The following is a 15,118-nucleotide window of genomic DNA, read 5'->3' as shown; positions in this document are numbered from 1 at the left end:
CTGACCTCACAGACACACGGATCGCTCACTCGGAGTGATGAGACAACTCCTTCGAGTGATCCCGACAGGAGGCCTCGATCCTGCTGAGGCTCCCTCCTCAGGCTCACGGCGCCGCGCGTGGACGGGTTCAACCCGCCCGGGTTCTTTCCGAAGTCCTCGGCGCGACTCCCCTCCGGTCATTGCTGGCCGGCGAGTGCGGGAGATAACTTCGGCCCTGCACCACCCGTCATGTACCTGCCCAAGCGCCACTCGCGTCTTGGGCGGTCCCGTTTTCGGCTGATGTCTCTCGGTTGATGTCTCTCGGCCGATGTTCCGGATGATGTGGAGACCCCATGACTCATCTGCGTTCCAGACGCGGGCCGGCGCTCGCCGTCCCGGTCGTCCTGTCGCCGACCGCCGGCCGGTACGGCTTCCTCCAGGGCACGTCGATGGCGTCCCCGCACGTGGCCGCGGTGGCCGCGCTGCTGAAGTCGACCCATCCGCATGCCACTCCGGCCCGGTTGCCGGCCCTCCTGAAGGCCGAGGCGGACAACCCGGGCTGCCCGGCCGGCCCGTACGACGGGGACGGCGACGGTGTCGTCGACGCCACCTGCGTGGGCGGCAGGCACGTCAACGGCTTCTACGGCTCCGGTGTCGTCGACGCGCTCCGCGCCGTCGAGTAGTCACCGGCGAGCAGGACTTCCCGCACGGCACGCCCGCTTCCGCGAACGAACTGGAGATCTCAGATGACCGCGCCCCAGCCGCGCCACCGTCGCGTCCTCGCCCTCCCGCTCGGCATGGCCATGGCCACGGCCCTCGCCTTCCTGCCCAACGTCTCGGCGTCCGCCGCCGACACCGCTGCCTCCGCGGCCATTTCCTCGGCCGCCGCCGGTGACCCGACGTCCCTCAGCTATGTCGTCAACGTCCGTCCCGGACACGGCACTTCCGAACGCGTCCAGAGGGCGATCGAGCGGGCCGGCGGTTCGGTGGTGATCGCGTACGACGAGATCGGTGTGATCGTCGTGCACTCCTCGAACCCGGACTTCGCCATGATCATCCGAAAGGTGCCCGGCGTGGACTCGGCCGGGAACACCCGCAACGCGCCGCTGCCCGCCCAGTCGACGACCGACGTCGGCACACCGGAGGTGCTCAGCTCCGAGCAGGTCGCGGCGGCGGACGCGCAGGCGACCGACGGCCAGGACCCGCTGGAGCCGCTGCAGTGGGACCTGCCCGCCATCAAGGCCGACAAGGCGCACGAGAGGACCCTGGGCAGCCCGAAGGTCACCGTCGCCGTCATCGACACCGGCGTCGACGACACCCACCCGGACATCGCCCCCAACTTCTCCGCCGCGCAGTCCACCAACTGCGTCACGGGCAAGCCGGACACGACGTACGGCGCCTGGCGGCCCACCGCGGCGGAGAGCCCGCACGGCACGCACGTGGCGGGCGAGATCGCGGGCGCGAAGAACGGGATCGGCATCACCGGTGTGGCGCCGGGCGTCAAGGTGGCCGGCATCAAGGTCGCCACCACCGCCGGGTACTTCTACACGGAGGCCGTGGTCTGCGGCTTCGTGTGGGCGGCCGAGCACCACGTAGACGTCACCAACAACAGCTATTACACCGACCCCTGGTACTTCAACTGCACCGACGACCCGAACCAGAAGGCGCTCGTCGACGCCATCACCCGGGCCTCGCAGTTCGCCGAGCGCAAGGGCACGGTCAACGTGGCGGCGGCCGGCAACGAGAGCTACGACCTGGCCTCCCACTCGATCACCGACCCGGTCTCGCCCAACGACGGCACGCCCACCGACCGGGTGATCGACCCGCACCGGTGCTTCGACATACCGACCCAGCTGCCGGGTGTCGTCACGGTCGCGGCGACCGGCGCGAAGGGTCTCAAGTCGTCGTTCTCCAACTACGGCCTCGGAGTCATCGACATCGCCGCGCCCGGCGGCGACGCGACGGCCTACCAGGCACCGGAGCCCCCGGCCACCAGCGGCCTGATCCTGGGCCCGCTGCCGGGCGGCAGGTGGGGCTACATGGCGGGTACGTCGATGGCGACCCCGCATGTGGTCGGCGTCGCCGCATTGATCAAGTCAACCCATCCGCACGCCTCCGCCGCCCTGGTGAAGGCCCTGCTGTACGCCGAGGCGAGCGCCACGCCGTGCACCGACCCGTACGACATCAACGGCGACGGCAAGATCGACGCGGTGTGCGAGGGCTCCAGGAACCACAACGGCTTCTACGGCTGGGGCACGGCCGACGCGCTGGCGGCGGTGACCAGGTAGCCACACGGACCGATCCCGACACATATTGATCCAGTCAATAATGCATAGTGCAGTCATGACTGGAATCAAGTACGCGTGGTCCGCGCTGGGCGGCGATCCGTCACTGCCCGCGCGGGTCACGACCGTGACGCGCGCGGACACGCTTCCGGCACGCCTTCCGGTGCGCCGGCTCGCCCGCGCCTGCGTCGGCGCGTGCGCGCTGGCCGCCGCCGAGCTGGCGGCACGCCGGACCGGGGCCGCGGAGGTGCCCGGGGTCCGGGTGGACGACGGGGCCGTGGCGACGGCCTTCACCAGCGAGCGGCAGCTGCTGGTCGGCGGGCGGGCGCCCGTGCAGTTCGCCCCGCTGTCCCGGTTCTGGCGCACGGCCGACGGGTGGGTGCGCACCCATGCCAACTACCCGCATCACAGAGCCCGGTTGCTGGACGCGCTCGGCCTGCCCGGGAGCGCCGACCCGGAGGAGGTCGCGACCCGGATCACCGGGCGGCCCGCACTGGAGCTGGAGGAGGCCGTCCACGCCGCCGGCGGGCTCGCCGTGGCACTGCGCTCGCCCGGGGAGTGGGCCGCGCACGAACAGGCCACCGCGGTGGCCGCACGCCCCCTGGTCGAGCGCGGCCGCCCGGACACGGCGCACGCGCGCGTGCTCCCGCCGCTCGACGCCGCCGCTCCCCTGCTGCCCGCCGCCGGCCTGCGCGTCCTGGACCTGACCCGGGTGCTGGCCGGTCCGGTCGCCACCCGCACCCTCGGGCTGCTGGGCGCCGACGTCCTGCGCCTGGACGCGCCGTGGCTGCCCGAACTCCCCGACCAGCACGCCGACACGGGCTTCGGGAAGCGCTCGGCGACGCTCGGCCTGGCGACGGACCGGGCGGCCTTCGAGGAGCTGCTGGCCGCGGCGGACGTCGTGGTCACCGGCTACCGGCCGGGCGCCCTGGACCGGTTCGGGCTCTCCCCCGAGGCGCTGGCCGAGCGGCGGCCCGGGGTGGTCGTGGCCCAGGTGTCGGCATGGGGCGGGTACGGGCCGTGGGGCGGGCGGCGCGGCTTCGACAGCCTGGTCCAGGTCGCCACGGGCATCGCGGAGATCGAGGGGCAGGCGGACCGGCCGGGTGCGCTGCCCGCGCAGGCGCTGGACCACGGCACCGGTTACCTGCTGGCGGCCGGGGTGCTGCGGGCGCTGACCGAGCAGTCGTACGACGGCGGCAGCAGGTTCGTACGACTGGCGCTGGCACGGACCGCGCGGTGGCTCATGGCGGAGATGACGGACGACAAGACGGACGAGGAGGCGGACCAGAAGGCGGCGGGGGAGGTCGGGCCTGGGTCGGAGGGCGGTGGGCCGGACGAGGGGGCGGGCGCCTGGCTCGCCGAGCGGGACAGCCCGCTGGGGCGGCTGCGGTACGCGCGTCCGCCGGTGTCCTTCGCGGGCGGCCCGGCCGACTGGGCGCGTCCGCCGGTGCCGTGGGGTTCGGATCCGGCCCGTTGGGCGGCGCCGCCCGGCCCGAAGGCATGACCGGACGCGGCTCGCAGGACGTGGACGGGCGGCCCCGGGCGGCCCCGGGCGGCCGGAAACGTACGAATAGGTGGTATGCCGTTCCGTCAGCTGTTTTCCTGTACTTGCCCACTTCTGTCATGACTGGTGGAGCTCAGGGGGGGCCGTTGACACGACCGACCGCCGAGGTGGCCGCGAGCGGCCCCGCGAGACGCCTGGGGACCTGGCGGGCCGTCGCCGTCCTGGCGCTGCCGGCGCTGGCCGCGCTGGTGCCGCTGCTGGGGCCGTCCGTGGCGCTGCGGGGCACCGGGGAGGCCGCGGCACCGGGAGTGGGCGGTATCGCGCTGCTGCGCGGGGTGGTGTTCGCCGCCCTGTGCGTGCCGTCGGGCGAACTGCTCGTGGACCGGCTGGCCCGCCGGCTGCCGAATACGCCGCCCGAACAGCCGTCGAACCGGGCGGTGTGCGCGGCCGTCGCCGGTTTCGTCGCCGCGCTGGGACTCGCCTCGGTCGTGTCGACGGGCAACCTGGTGCCGCACTCGCTCGCCGACATCGATGTGGGCGGTCTGTACCGGTCGCGCGACGGCCGGCTGGCGCTGATCGAGGTCAACGCCTTTGCGCTGGCCGGTCTGTGCGCCCGCGCGCGCCGTCCGGCGATCCAGGTGTGGCCACTGGCCGCGGTGGCCGCCGCCGAGGCGCTGCGTGCCCATCCGGCGCCCGAGCACGGCCCGTTGCTCGGCTCCGCGCTGACCCTGGTGCATCTGACGTGCGCGATGCTGTGGGTGGGCGGTCTGCTGCACGTGTTGCGCCTGCTGCGCCGGTGGCGCGGCCAGGAGGCCGGGGCGGCGCTGCTCGGGCTGTACGCGCGCGTGGCGGCCGTACTGCTCGCGGTCATCACCGCGACGGGTGTGTGGAGTTCGCTGCGCCGGATGCCCGCGGACACGATCCTGGACCAGCTCACGACGACGGCGTACGGGCGCACCCTGCTGGCCAAGGTGATCCTCGTCGCCGCCGTCGCCGTGCTGGCGCTGTGGGCGCGGTTCCGGCTGCGCCGGGCGGCCGACCCGCTGACCGCGTACGTGCCCGCGCGGGCCGAGGTGGCCGTGCTGGGGGTGGTGGTCGCGGTGTCGGGGGTCCTGACGGCGCTGCCGTTGCCGATCAGGTGGACTTGATCACGTGTTGATCAGCGCGTTGATCGGCACGTTGATTCAGCCGTTCGTGACGAGCACCTTCAGGGCGGTGCGCTCGTCCATCGCCTTGTAGCCGTCGGGCACGCCCTCGATGCCGACGGTCAGGTCGAAGACCGGCGACGGGTCGATCGTGCCGTCGAGGATGTCGGGCAGCAGGTCGGGGATGTAGGTCCGGACCGGGGCGACACCACCGCGCAGGGCGATGTTCCGGTCGAACATGACGCTGAGGTCCAGGCCGGTGCCGCTGCCGTGCGGGACGCCGACGAAGCCGATCGCGCCGCCGTCCCGGGTGATGCCGACGGCCGTCCGCATGGACTGCTCGGTGCCCACGGCCTCGACGACCGCGTGCGCGCCCTGGCCCCGGGTGAGTTCACGGACGGCCGCCACGGCCGCGTCCCCGCGTTCGGCGACGACGTCGGTGGCGCCGAAGCGGCGCGCGATGTCGGTACGGACCTCGTGCCGGCCCAGCGCGATGATCCGCTCGGCGCCCAGCCGCTTCGCGGCCAGCACGGCGCACAGGCCGACCGCGCCGTCGCCGACGACGGCGACCGTGGCACCGGGCCGGGCACCCGCGCCGAGGGCCGCGTGGTGGCCGGTGCCGAGCACGTCGGAGAGGGTCAGCAGGGCGGTCAGCAGGTGGTCGTCGGAGGCCGCCTCCTCGGGGAGCCGGACGAGGGTGCCGTCGGCGAACGGGACGCGGACGGCCTCGCCCTGCCCGCCGTCGTACCCCACGGAGCCCCAGAAGCCGCCGTGCTCGCAGGAGGTGGTCAGGCCCTCGCGGCAGTAGCCGCAGACGCCGTCGGACCACATGAAGGGCGCCACGACGAGGTCGCCGCGCCGCACGGTGCCCACCTCGGAACCGGTCTCCTCGACCACGCCGAGGAACTCGTGCCCGATGCGCTGCCCCGGCTGCCGGGCCGCCTCGCCCCGGTACGCCCACAGGTCGCTGCCGCAGATGCAGGCGCGCAGCACCCGTACGACGGCGTCGGTGGGCAGCTGCACCACGGGCTCGGGGACGTCCTCCACGCGCATGTCGAACGGGGCGTGGATGGTGGTGGCGCGCATGGCGAGGGTCCTTCTCGTGCGGTGTCGTGGGTGCGCTCAGGGGGTGGTCGAGCGCACTTCACGGTACGCCGTGGCCGGGGCGCGCCGCGCGTCGAGGGTGCCCCGGACCAGCAGGAACTGTGCCGCGGCATAGGTGAGCATGATCCAGAAGTCGGGGCGGGGCAGCTGCGGCCAGTCGGCGACGCCGGTCGCGATCAGGGTGTCGGAGAGCATGAAGAGCGCGCCGCCGAAGCCGGCGACCGGGCCGAGCCGGCCGGCGGCGGTGTACGCCATGGCGGTGAGCAGGGTGCTGTAGCCGGCCACGGGGACGCGCAGCCCTGCGGGCAGGTCCGGCCACAGCAGGAGGACCAGGGTGACGAGGGCGGCCGCGTAGGCGAGGGCGAGGAGGCGGGCACGCGCGCGTGGCGGGCCCTGACGGCGGACGCGGTGGAAGAGGACGAGGTAGCAGACGTGCCCGGCGGCGAAGGAGGCCATGCCCGCCATGAAGGCGGGGCCGGCGTCGGAGAGGAGCAGGACGTCGCCGCCCCAGCCGCACAGCAGGGCTGCGACGAGGAGCCGCGGGGCACCCGCGCGGGCGGCGGACGCGGCGAGCAGGGGCATCAGGAGCACCTTGGCGGCGGCATGTCCGGTGTGGAGGCCGGCCGCCAGGCAGGCGAGGTCGAGGACGACGGCAAGGGCGAAGGCGGCGAGCAGCGCCCGGGGCGCTCTCACGCGGCCACGGACTCCTCGGCCTGCTCCACGGCGGGCGCCGGAGCCCAGCCGGGTCCCCGGAACACCCGCCCGGCCCGCTCCCGCCAGCCGTGCGCGGCCCTGATGTCCCGGGCGATGGCGACGTACTCGTGGGTGGCCACCTTGACGGGGTTGAACGTGTTGATGTTCTTGGTCAACCCGTACACAGGACGCTCGGTCTCCGGCACCCAGGACCCGAACAGCCGGTCCCAGACGATCAGGATCCCGCCGAAGTTGCGGTCCAGGTAGCCGCCCTGGGAGGCGTGGTGGACCCGGTGGTGGGACGGCGTGTTGAACACGAACTCGAACCACCGGGGCATCTTGTCGATGCGCTCGGTGTGGATCCAGAACTGGTAGACGAGGTTCGCCGAGGAGCAGAAGGCGAGCGCGGCCGGGTGCACCCCGACGGCCACGAGCGGGACGTAGAACGGCCAGACGGTCAGCGAGGTCCAGGGCTGGCGCAGCGCGGTGGAGAGGTTGAAGTTCCTGCTGGAGTGGTGGACGACGTGACAGGCCCACAGGATGCGGATGACATGGTGGCCGCGGTGGGACCAGTAGTAGAAGAAGTCCTGCGCGAGCAGCATCAGGGGGATCGTCCACCACAGGACGGGAACGCGCAGCGGGGTCAGTTCGTACACCGCGGTGTAGATCGCGACGATCGGGATCTTCCACAGGAAGTCGAAGACGAGCGACCCGAGCCCCATGCCGATGCTGGTGGCCGCGTCCTTGGCCTGGTACCCGGCGGCATCGTCGTCGGGATGGACGCGGTAGCTGATCACTTCGATCACGGTGAGCAGCACGAAGGCGGGTATCGACCACAGCACGACATCGGGCAGGTTCGGCATGGGGGCACCGTAGAACCGCTGGTCGGCCGCGGCTAGACGTTGTTACCCACAAGTATTGGGGATGGTATGCGCTTGCCCGTTGGCGATCTCCGCCAATGAGCTAGACCCCGGCCGCTCCCAGCAGGGTCCCCGCCGCGTAGGTGACCCCCATGGCCAGCGCCCCGCCCAGGACGTTGCGCAGCACCGCCGGACCCGCCGCGGCCGCTCCCAGGCGGGCGCTGGCCCAGCCGGTCAGGACCAGCGCCGCCAGCACCGAACCCACCGTCACCGGCAGCCGCCAGCCGGAGGGCGGCAGGACCATCGCGAGCAGCGGGAGCAGCGCCCCCACCGTGAAGGCGAGGAAGCTGGCGAGGGCCGCGTGCCAGGGGTTGGTCAGCTCGTCGGGGTCGATGCCCAGTTCCACGCGCGCGTGCGCCTTCAGGGCGTCGCGTTCCGTCAGCTGGACGGCCGCCTCACGGGCCACGTCCCGGGACAGGCCGCGGCGCTCCAGCAGTTCGGTCAGTTCCTCCAGCTCGGCCTCGGGCTGCTCCTTCAGCTCCCGCTTCTCCTGCGCCAGGGCGGCGAGTTCGGAGTCGCGCTGGGTGGAGACCGACACGTACTCCCCCGCCGCCATCGACATGGATCCGGCGAGCAGGCCCGCCAGGCCCGCCGTCAGCAGGGCATTGCGGTCGGCCGTGGCGCCCGCGACGCCGACGACGATGCCCGCCGTCGACACGATGCCGTCGTTCGCGCCCAGAACGGCCGCCCGCAGCCAGTTCAGCCGGGAGCCGAGGGCTCCGCCGTGGGCCTCGTCGTCGTGCGTAGGTTCCGTCACAGCAGGGAGGATCGCACCCCGGGGCCCGTGGGCGCCGTACCGACGTCACCAGACCCGTACCGACGCCCCCCGCGCGAACACCGGGCTCGTCGCGTCCGCGGGCGGCTCCGGCAGCGGCTCGGCGATCTCCGCCACCGTCGGTCCCACCTTCGCCGCGATCGGGTCCAGGAGGTCCAGGTCGAAGCCGTACACGCGGGCCGCGTTGCCGCCGAGCATCGCCGCGAGCTCGCCCCGCGGGACGCCGGCGAAGGCGAAGCGCAGGCCCTCCCGCGTGTACGGGTACGTCCCCTCGTCGTGCGGGTAGTCGCTGCCCCACATGATCTTGTCCAGGCCGATGCGGTCGCGCAGCGGGACTTCGTGGGGGCGCATGAAGCTGGCGCCGACGAAGCAGTTCTCGCGCCAGACCGCCGACGGGGACTCCCCCATCGACTCCGCCAGTCCCACGCCGAACTTCGCCTCGGCCGTCGTCGCCTTCGCCGCGGCCAGCAGGCGGCCGTGGTAGTAGTCCAGCATGGCCAGGACCCCGGGGATCCAGCCGGAGCCCTGTTCGGTCAGGACCAGTCTGAGGTCCGGGTGGCGGCGGAAGGCGCCGCCGAAGACCAGGTGCCACAGCGCGCGGTGCGAGAACCAGGTCGTCTCGACCATGAAGACCGCGCGGGCGGCCGGTTCGTCGCCGAGCGGCGGGGAGGCCGAGCCCGCGTGGTGGTTGACGAGGACGCCGAGTTCCGCGCAGACGGCCCAGATCGGGTCGTACACGCGCGCGTGCAGTTCCGGCAGGCCCGAGCCGGGTGGGGTGCCGGGGAGCATCAGGCCGCCCTTCAGGCCCGCCCCGGCCGCCCAGCGGATCTCCTGCACGGCCTGCTCGACATCGTTGAGGAGGATCTGGAAGACGCCCGCCCGGCGGCCCGGTGCGGCGGCGCAGAAGTCGGCCAGCCAGCGGTTGTGGGCACGCAGGCCAGCCCAGCGCCGCTCGAACTCCCCCGGCGTCGGCGCGGGGGCCATGAGCGAGCCGGACGGGAAGAACGGCGGGATGGTGTTCGGGAAGATCACCTCCGCGACGATGCCGTCCTCCTCCAGCTCCGCGAGCCGCCGCGCGGAGTTCCAGTTCCGGTCCGCCGAGTCGGCGAGCAGGTCCTCGTACGGGTTGACGTAGGTGGCCGCCCACATGTCGAAGTCGTCGAGGTATCGCTTCTCCAGGTAGGGGCGGTAGTCGAGGAGGTCCGCCCCCGCGTGGCAGTCGGCCGAGATCACCGTGTAGCGGTCGTCGTTCACGACGTCACCCCCAGAGCCGGGAAGTCGTTGTCGGTCAGCCAGTGCCGGCCCACCTCGCGCGAGCGGGCCCAGGAGGCCTCCACCGCCGCCTGGTCGGCCGGCTGGCCGAGGTCGGACGGGGTGGGGCCGATGCGCCGGGCCAGCGGGGTCAGGCGGGCCACGTCGAAGCCGAAGGCCTCGGCCGCCGCCAGGCCCAGCATCCGGCGGGTCTCGGTCACCGGGATGTCGTGGAAGGTGCGGCGCAGCCACGCGCGCGTGTCGGGCCAGGTGCCCTCGGGGTGCGGGAAGTCGCTGCCCCAGAGGATGTTGTCGACGCCGATCTCGTAGCGCTGGGCGAGTTCCCGGCGCTTGGTGTTGGTGGCGCAGACGAACACTTGGCGGTCCAGGTACTCGTGCGGCGGGCGTTTCATCTCCGCGAAGGGGGAGAGTTTCTTGCCGCCGTGCGCGCCGAGGTAGAGGCGGTCCATGAACCACAGCAGGTTCGGCAGCCACCAGCAGCCCGACTCGGCGACGCCGAAGCGCAGTCCGGGGTGGCGTTCGAAGACGCCGGACCAGAGCAGGAACCACAGCGGGCGGGCCGGCCACCACGTCACCTCGCTGACGTAGATGCCGAGATGGTCGCCGTACTCGTCGCGCGGGGCCGCGCCGGAGTGGGTGAGGACCGGCATCCCGCACTCGGCGGCGGCCGCCCAGACGGGGTCGTAACGGCGGTCGTGGTAGGGCTCCTTGTCGACCCACATGGAGGGGATCATCAGGGCGCCGAGACCGGACTCCTTCGCGCGGTGCACCTCGGCCACGACCCGGTCCGCCGGGGCCGTGACCGGCAGCAGGGCCACCCCGCAGTGCCGTTCGGGGTGCTCGGAGACGAAGTCGGCCAGCCAGCGGTTGTGGGCCCGCGCCCCTGCCATGCCGAGCTCGGGGTCGTGGTCCCCGGACAGGCCGAGGCCGACCCCGAACGGCGCCGCGGTCCGGCTGTCGACCGCGTCGGCGTCCGGGAAGACCACCTCGGCGGCCACCCCGTCGCCGTCCAGCTCCTTCAGGCGCTGCGCGCTGTCCCAGCCGCCGCGCAGCCCCTCCTCGTTGTCCTGGAACCACTTGGCCGCGAACGCCTCGTTGCGGATGCCGAGCCGGGTCATCTCCTCCCGGCGGCGGTCGCGCCCGGCGAGGAACTCGTCGAAGTCCCGGTGGAACCGGGCGTCCAGATAGGGCCGGTACTCCTCGGTGGGCAGCCCGGCGTGGCAGTCGGAGGAGATGATCAGATACGGATCGTCGGACGACGTCACGACAGCCCCCTGTCGGTCCAGGTGCTCAGTCCAGGATGAAGCTTTCGAGGTACGACGGGTTCGCGCGGTCCAGCATCGACCGTGACCGCGCCCGGATCTGGGCGTCGCTGTGCTCGCTCGGCGGCAGCAGCCAGAAGCGGTCCGCGCGGATGCCCGCCACGACGAACTCCGCGACCTCCTCGACGGGCGTGAAGCGGACCTCCTCGCCCGCCTCGCGCATCGCCGTCTCCCACTGGCCGAGGCTGCGGTACGGGGTCCTGCGCGGCCGTTCCTTGGCGTAGCGGTCCGGGCGGTTGCGGTGCGACTCCCACAGGCCGGTGCGCAGCATGTGCGGCCCCGGGAAGAGCACCGAGGCACCCACGCGCGCGTGCTCGGCCCGCAGATGGGCGTACAGGGACTCGGTGAGCGTGACGACGGCCGCTTTCGTGACCGCGTACACGGAAGCCGTGGGCAGCGGCGCGATACCGCCGTCACCGGAGGACGTGTTGACCACATGACCGGGTTGACCCGACTTGATCATCCTCGGCACGAAAGCCTGGACGCCGTGGAACACGCCCCACACGTTGACCTCGAACGCCCACTTCCAGTCGTTGGGTTCGTGCTCCCACATCCGGCCCTCGGCGCCCGAGCCGACCCCCGCGTTGTTGCACAGGACGTGCACCGCGCCGTAGGTGTCGTAGGCCGACTCGGCGAGTTCCAGGACCTGTTCGCGGACGCCGACGTCGACCACGCGCGCGTGCACGTCGGCGCCCTCCGCGCGCAGGCCGTCGGCGGCCTTCTCCAGGGCGGCGGCCTCGACGTCGGCGAGGACCACCTTGAGCCCCTCGTCGGCGAACCGCCGGGCCATCGCGAGCCCGATCCCGCTCGCCGCGCCCGTGACGACGGCGACCTGCCCTTCGCGCAGTTCCATCAGGCCCCGCTCCCTTCGCTGTCCTGCGGCGGCGCGTCGTGGATCTGGCGCGGGTCGTCGTAGCGCTGGTGGACGTACGGCAACAGGGCCTGGGCGTCGACCCGTTCGGCGACCCGGCCACGCTGGTCGCTGGTCTTCTCGCCGAGGGTGAGGTCCAGCAGGCGCAGCACCGGGAGGTCGGCCACCGGGTCGTACGCCGACTCTCGGAGGATCACCTCACCGGTGACGCGCTCCAGCCGGCGGACCTTCTCCTCGCGTACGCAGTGCACCAGCAGCGGGTCGCCGTCGAAGCCCGAACCGTCCACCGCCGGAAGGAACTTGAAGTAGAAGTCGGTCTTCGGGGCGGGCTCGGGCAGCGGCAGCGGACCGTCGACCGTGCCGCGCACCTCCACGAAGGCGACGCCGTGCCGGGCGAGGACCGCACGGACCAGGTCGCCGTCGCGTTCGACGGTCACCTCGCCGAGTTTCTTGGGCTCGCCGAAGACCTCGCGGCCGCCGGTGAGGGCGCGCTCGTGGGTCATCGGCATGACCAGCGGGTACCAGCCCTCGACCGTGCCGTGTGCGGCGGCGACCGCGAACGAGCCCGCGCCGAGCGGGTATCCGGGCAGTTCGACCTTGCTGATGTTGACGCGGGCCAGGGGCCGGCCGGTGGGCTTGAGCGGTGGCGGCAGGACGGCCGCGACCGCGTCCGGGTCGGTCTCCCAGACGGCCACCACCCCGGTGGACCAGACGTCCGGGAGCTTCGCGGTGCGGGCGGCCGCGATCTCCGCCTCGGTCCGAGCGCCGTACCGTACGCGTGCCATCCGCCGTACCGCCCTTCCGTCGACCGTCTGCGCGCCGGGCGGGGTGCACGCTTGCACCGGGCGGCGAAAAGGTCCATAGCCGCGCGAAGGGCAATCAGCCGGGTGCTCGCGGCGGACGAGGAATCAGGACATTCGAACGGACGGCTGCGGCAGGCGACCTGACGGACAGGGCTGTCGGTACGGGCCCGTATCCTCAATGACCATGCTCGAAGACCGTACGACCGCAGTGTCCCCCGGCACCCCGTGGCCGGCCGCGTATCCCAAGGGGTACGCCGTCGTGGACGTGGAGACCACCGGTCTGGCCCGGGACGACCGGATAATCAGCGCGGCCGTCTACCGGCTGGACGAGCGCGGCGAGGTCGAGGACCACTGGTACACCCTGGTCAACCCCGAGCGCGATCCGGGTCCGGTGTGGATCCACGGTCTGACCAGCGAGACGCTCGAAGGCGCGCCGCTCTTCACCGACATCGCCGAGGAGTTCTCGGCCCGGCTGGACGGCCGGGTGCTGGTCGCGCACAACGCGGTCTTCGACTGGCAGATGATCGCGCGGGAGTACGCGCGCGCGAAGGCCGAGGCGCCGGTGCGGCAGCGGCTGTGCACCATCGCGCTCTCCAAGGAGCTGGGCCTGCCGCTGTCCAACCACAAACTGGAGACCCTGGCGGCGCACTTCGGTGTCGTACAGCGGCGGGCCCACCACGCGCTGGACGACGCGCGGGTGCTCGCGGAGGCGTTCCGGCCCAGTCTGCGGGCCGCGGCGGCGGGCAACGTCCGGCTGCCGCTGCTGGAGTGCCGGCCGCTGACGGAGTGGTCGGACACGCCCCGGATCGGGCCCCAGGCGAGCGGCGGCCAAGGCGGCTACCGGCCCAGCAGCTGGCGGCCGTCCCGCAAGCGGCCGGCGTGCCCGCACCCGAACCCGGGACGGTACGAGGACGGCAAGCCGCTGCGGCAGGGCATGCGGGTGGCGTTCTCCGGGGACACCTCGATCGACCGCGAGCTGCTGGAGGACCGGGCCGCCGAGGCCGGTCTGCACGTCTCCACGAGCATCTCGCGGCTCACCAGTCTGCTCGTCACCAACGACCCCGACTCGGGCACGTCGAAGGTCCTCAAGGCCCGTCAGTTCGGGACACCGGTCGTCGACGAGGCGGCCTTCGGGCAGCTGCTGCGAGACGTGGCGCCGGCCACCGGGACGTGAGCGCACCCGGCGGGCCGTGCACCCGTCCACGCGGGCCGTACGTCCGTCCGCGCGGTCGGTCGCCCGTCCGCGCGGGCCGTACGGACGGGTGATTGGCGTACGACTCGCCCGGCGCCCGCTCGCCCCCGCGCGGCCGACAGCACACCCTGTGGCGCATGGCGAAATGCGAAGTCTGCGGCAATGACTACGGAATGACCTTCGAGGTGCACGCGCAGGGCGCGGTCCATGTCTTCGACTGCTTCTCCTGCGCGATCCACCGGATGGCCCCCGTCTGCGAGCACTGCAAGGTCTCGATCATCGGCCAGGGCGTCGAGGCCGAGAACCAGTGGTTCTGCGGTGCCCACTGTGCCCGCGAGGCCGGGAAGGCGGGCATCGTCGACCGCGTGTGACCCGGTACCCGCCCGTTCGCGCCCCACGACCGAGTTGTACGGTCGTGGGGTGTACCGCTTCCTGTTCACCCGGCAGTGGGTGATCCTCGCCCTCATCTCGCTGCTTCTCATCCCCACGATGATCCGCCTGGGGATCTGGCAGAAGCACCGTTACGAGGAGCGCAGCGCCCGCAACGAGCTGGTCGCCCAGGCGCTCGGCGCCAAGCCGGTGCCGGTCGAGCAGGTGACCGTGCCGGGGCACGCCGTGACCCGCAAGGAGCGGTACCACACCGTCTCCGCGACCGGGACCTTCGACACCGCCGACGAGGTCGTCGTCCGCCGTCGTACCAACTCCGACGACGAGGTCGGCTACCACGTGCTGACCCCCTTCGTGCTGACCGACGGCAAGGTGCTGCTGGTCAACCGGGGCTGGATCCCGTCGGACGGCCCGAGCCAGACCGCGTTCCCGAAGATCCCCGCGCCGCCGGCCGGCAAGGTCACCGTCCAGGGCCGGCTGATGCCCGACGAGACCACCGCGGCGAGCGGCATCAAGGATCTCAAGGGCCTGCCCGACCGGCAGGTCATGCTGATCAACAGCGAGGAGCAGGCACGCCGGCTCGGCAAGCAGGTGCTCGGCGGCTACATCGAGCAGACGGCGCCGGAGCCCAAGGGCGACACCCCGGAACAGATCTCCGATCCGGGCAAGGAGGACGCCCCGCTGAACTACGCGTACATGATCCAGTGGTGGCTGTTCGCCGCGGGCGTCCCCTACGGCTTCTTCGTACTGGTCCGCCGTGAGGCACGCGCGCGTGCGGAGGCGGCGGCGGAGCAGGAGACGGCCGCGGAGGCGGAACCGGCCGCCGTCTGAGAGCGGTGCCGCGTCACTCCCCCGGCCCACCCCCT

General features: G+C 72.7%; 14 protein-coding genes and 1 pseudogene. 7 read left to right on the top strand and 8 right to left on the bottom strand.

Features of this window, described 5'->3' with window-relative positions; genetic code table 11:
* Positions 1-401: 401 nt before the first annotated feature.
* The 4 genes and pseudogenes from IEZ11_RS03550 to IEZ11_RS03535 form a co-directional block, all read left to right on the top strand.
* Positions 402-662, top strand: a pseudogene (locus tag IEZ11_RS03550) (S8 family serine peptidase); the annotation flags it as partial.
* Positions 663-725: 63 nt separating this feature from the next.
* Positions 726-2,267: a S8 family peptidase gene (locus IEZ11_RS03545; RefSeq protein WP_189261035.1), complete on the top strand. Its 1,542-nt coding sequence runs from the start codon at positions 726-728 to the stop codon at positions 2,265-2,267.
* 55 nt (positions 2,268-2,322) lie between these two features.
* On the top strand, positions 2,323-3,768 hold the full coding sequence (locus IEZ11_RS03540) for a CoA transferase (protein WP_189261034.1): 1,446 nt from the start codon (positions 2,323-2,325) through the stop codon (positions 3,766-3,768).
* Positions 3,769-3,887: 119 nt separating this feature from the next.
* Positions 3,888-4,916, top strand: coding sequence for a CopD family protein (locus IEZ11_RS03535; RefSeq protein WP_189261033.1), 1,029 nt, complete (start codon positions 3,888-3,890; stop codon positions 4,914-4,916).
* Between the two features lie 36 nt (positions 4,917-4,952).
* On the opposite strand, the gene IEZ11_RS03530 is transcribed toward IEZ11_RS03535, so the two are convergent.
* The 8 genes from IEZ11_RS03530 to IEZ11_RS03495 all read right to left on the bottom strand — a co-directional run bounded on the left by IEZ11_RS03530 (position 4,953) and on the right by IEZ11_RS03495 (position 12,655).
* Positions 4,953-5,999: a zinc-dependent alcohol dehydrogenase family protein gene (locus IEZ11_RS03530; protein ID WP_189261032.1), complete on the bottom strand. Its 1,047-nt coding sequence runs from the start codon at positions 5,997-5,999 to the stop codon at positions 4,953-4,955.
* Between the two features lie 36 nt (positions 6,000-6,035).
* Entirely contained in the window at positions 6,036-6,710 is a 675-nt protein-coding gene (locus IEZ11_RS03525) for a lysoplasmalogenase (protein WP_189261031.1), read from the bottom strand.
* Positions 6,707-7,573, bottom strand: coding sequence for a sterol desaturase family protein (locus IEZ11_RS03520; RefSeq protein WP_189261030.1), 867 nt, complete (start codon positions 7,571-7,573; stop codon positions 6,707-6,709). The genes IEZ11_RS03525 and IEZ11_RS03520 overlap by 4 nt, the downstream gene beginning before the upstream one ends.
* A gap of 100 nt (positions 7,574-7,673) precedes the next feature.
* Positions 7,674-8,387 carry a VIT1/CCC1 transporter family protein gene (locus IEZ11_RS03515; RefSeq protein ID WP_189261029.1) on the bottom strand — a complete coding sequence of 238 codons (714 nt, stop codon included), beginning with the start codon at positions 8,385-8,387 and terminating at the stop codon, positions 7,674-7,676.
* Between the two features lie 45 nt (positions 8,388-8,432).
* Positions 8,433-9,659, bottom strand: coding sequence for an amidohydrolase family protein (locus IEZ11_RS03510; protein WP_189261028.1), 1,227 nt, complete (start codon positions 9,657-9,659; stop codon positions 8,433-8,435).
* Positions 9,656-10,942 carry an amidohydrolase family protein gene (locus IEZ11_RS03505; protein ID WP_189261027.1) on the bottom strand — a complete coding sequence of 429 codons (1,287 nt, stop codon included), beginning with the start codon at positions 10,940-10,942 and terminating at the stop codon, positions 9,656-9,658. The genes IEZ11_RS03510 and IEZ11_RS03505 overlap by 4 nt, the downstream gene beginning before the upstream one ends.
* Positions 10,943-10,967: 25 nt before the next feature.
* Complete coding sequence (locus IEZ11_RS03500) at positions 10,968-11,852, bottom strand: SDR family NAD(P)-dependent oxidoreductase (RefSeq protein ID WP_189261026.1); 885 nt, start codon at positions 11,850-11,852, stop codon at positions 10,968-10,970.
* Positions 11,852-12,655, bottom strand: a complete 804-nt coding sequence (locus IEZ11_RS03495; RefSeq protein WP_189261025.1) for an acetoacetate decarboxylase family protein — start codon at positions 12,653-12,655, stop codon at positions 11,852-11,854. Before IEZ11_RS03495 ends, IEZ11_RS03500 begins: the two co-directional genes overlap by 1 nt.
* A gap of 202 nt (positions 12,656-12,857) precedes the next feature.
* On the opposite strand from IEZ11_RS03495, the gene IEZ11_RS03490 reads away from it, so the two are divergent.
* From IEZ11_RS03490 to IEZ11_RS03480, 3 genes are all read left to right on the top strand, one after another.
* Complete coding sequence (locus tag IEZ11_RS03490; RefSeq protein WP_189261024.1) at positions 12,858-13,847, top strand: DEDDh family exonuclease; 990 nt, start codon at positions 12,858-12,860, stop codon at positions 13,845-13,847.
* Between the two features lie 155 nt (positions 13,848-14,002).
* Positions 14,003-14,236 carry a metallothionein gene (locus tag IEZ11_RS03485; protein WP_046727968.1) on the top strand — a complete coding sequence of 78 codons (234 nt, stop codon included), beginning with the start codon at positions 14,003-14,005 and terminating at the stop codon, positions 14,234-14,236.
* A gap of 49 nt (positions 14,237-14,285) precedes the next feature.
* A complete protein-coding gene (locus tag IEZ11_RS03480; protein ID WP_189261023.1) occupies positions 14,286-15,083 on the top strand; it encodes an SURF1 family cytochrome oxidase biogenesis protein in 798 nt (265 codons plus the stop codon).
* Positions 15,084-15,118: the final 35 nt, after the last annotated feature.

Origin of the sequence: Streptomyces fuscichromogenes (genome assembly GCF_014645815.1) — a bacterium.
Taxonomy (GTDB): Bacteria; Actinomycetota; Actinomycetes; order Streptomycetales; family Streptomycetaceae; genus Streptomyces; species Streptomyces fuscichromogenes.
Note: the sequence above shows the minus strand (reverse complement) of the source record. Positions and strands in the feature narration are given on the sequence as shown.

Excerpts from the sequence above, each read along its gene's own strand:
- IEZ11_RS03545 (WP_189261035.1), top strand. The coding sequence starts at position 726 with ATGACCGCGCCCCAGCCGCGCCACCGTCGCGTCCTCGCCCTCCCGCTC.
- IEZ11_RS03540 (WP_189261034.1), top strand. The coding sequence starts at position 2,323 with ATGACTGGAATCAAGTACGCGTGGTCCGCGCTGGGCGGCGATCCGTCA.
- IEZ11_RS03535 (WP_189261033.1), top strand. The coding sequence starts at position 3,888 with ATGACTGGTGGAGCTCAGGGGGGGCCGTTGACACGACCGACCGCCGAG.
- IEZ11_RS03530 (WP_189261032.1), bottom strand. The coding sequence starts at position 5,999 with ATGCGCGCCACCACCATCCACGCCCCGTTCGACATGCGCGTGGAGGAC.
- IEZ11_RS03520 (WP_189261030.1), bottom strand. The coding sequence starts at position 7,573 with ATGCCGAACCTGCCCGATGTCGTGCTGTGGTCGATACCCGCCTTCGTG.
- IEZ11_RS03500 (WP_189261026.1), bottom strand. The coding sequence starts at position 11,852 with ATGGAACTGCGCGAAGGGCAGGTCGCCGTCGTCACGGGCGCGGCGAGC.
- IEZ11_RS03495 (WP_189261025.1), bottom strand. The coding sequence starts at position 12,655 with ATGGCACGCGTACGGTACGGCGCTCGGACCGAGGCGGAGATCGCGGCC.
- IEZ11_RS03490 (WP_189261024.1), top strand. The coding sequence starts at position 12,858 with ATGCTCGAAGACCGTACGACCGCAGTGTCCCCCGGCACCCCGTGGCCG.
- IEZ11_RS03485 (WP_046727968.1), top strand. The coding sequence starts at position 14,003 with ATGGCGAAATGCGAAGTCTGCGGCAATGACTACGGAATGACCTTCGAG.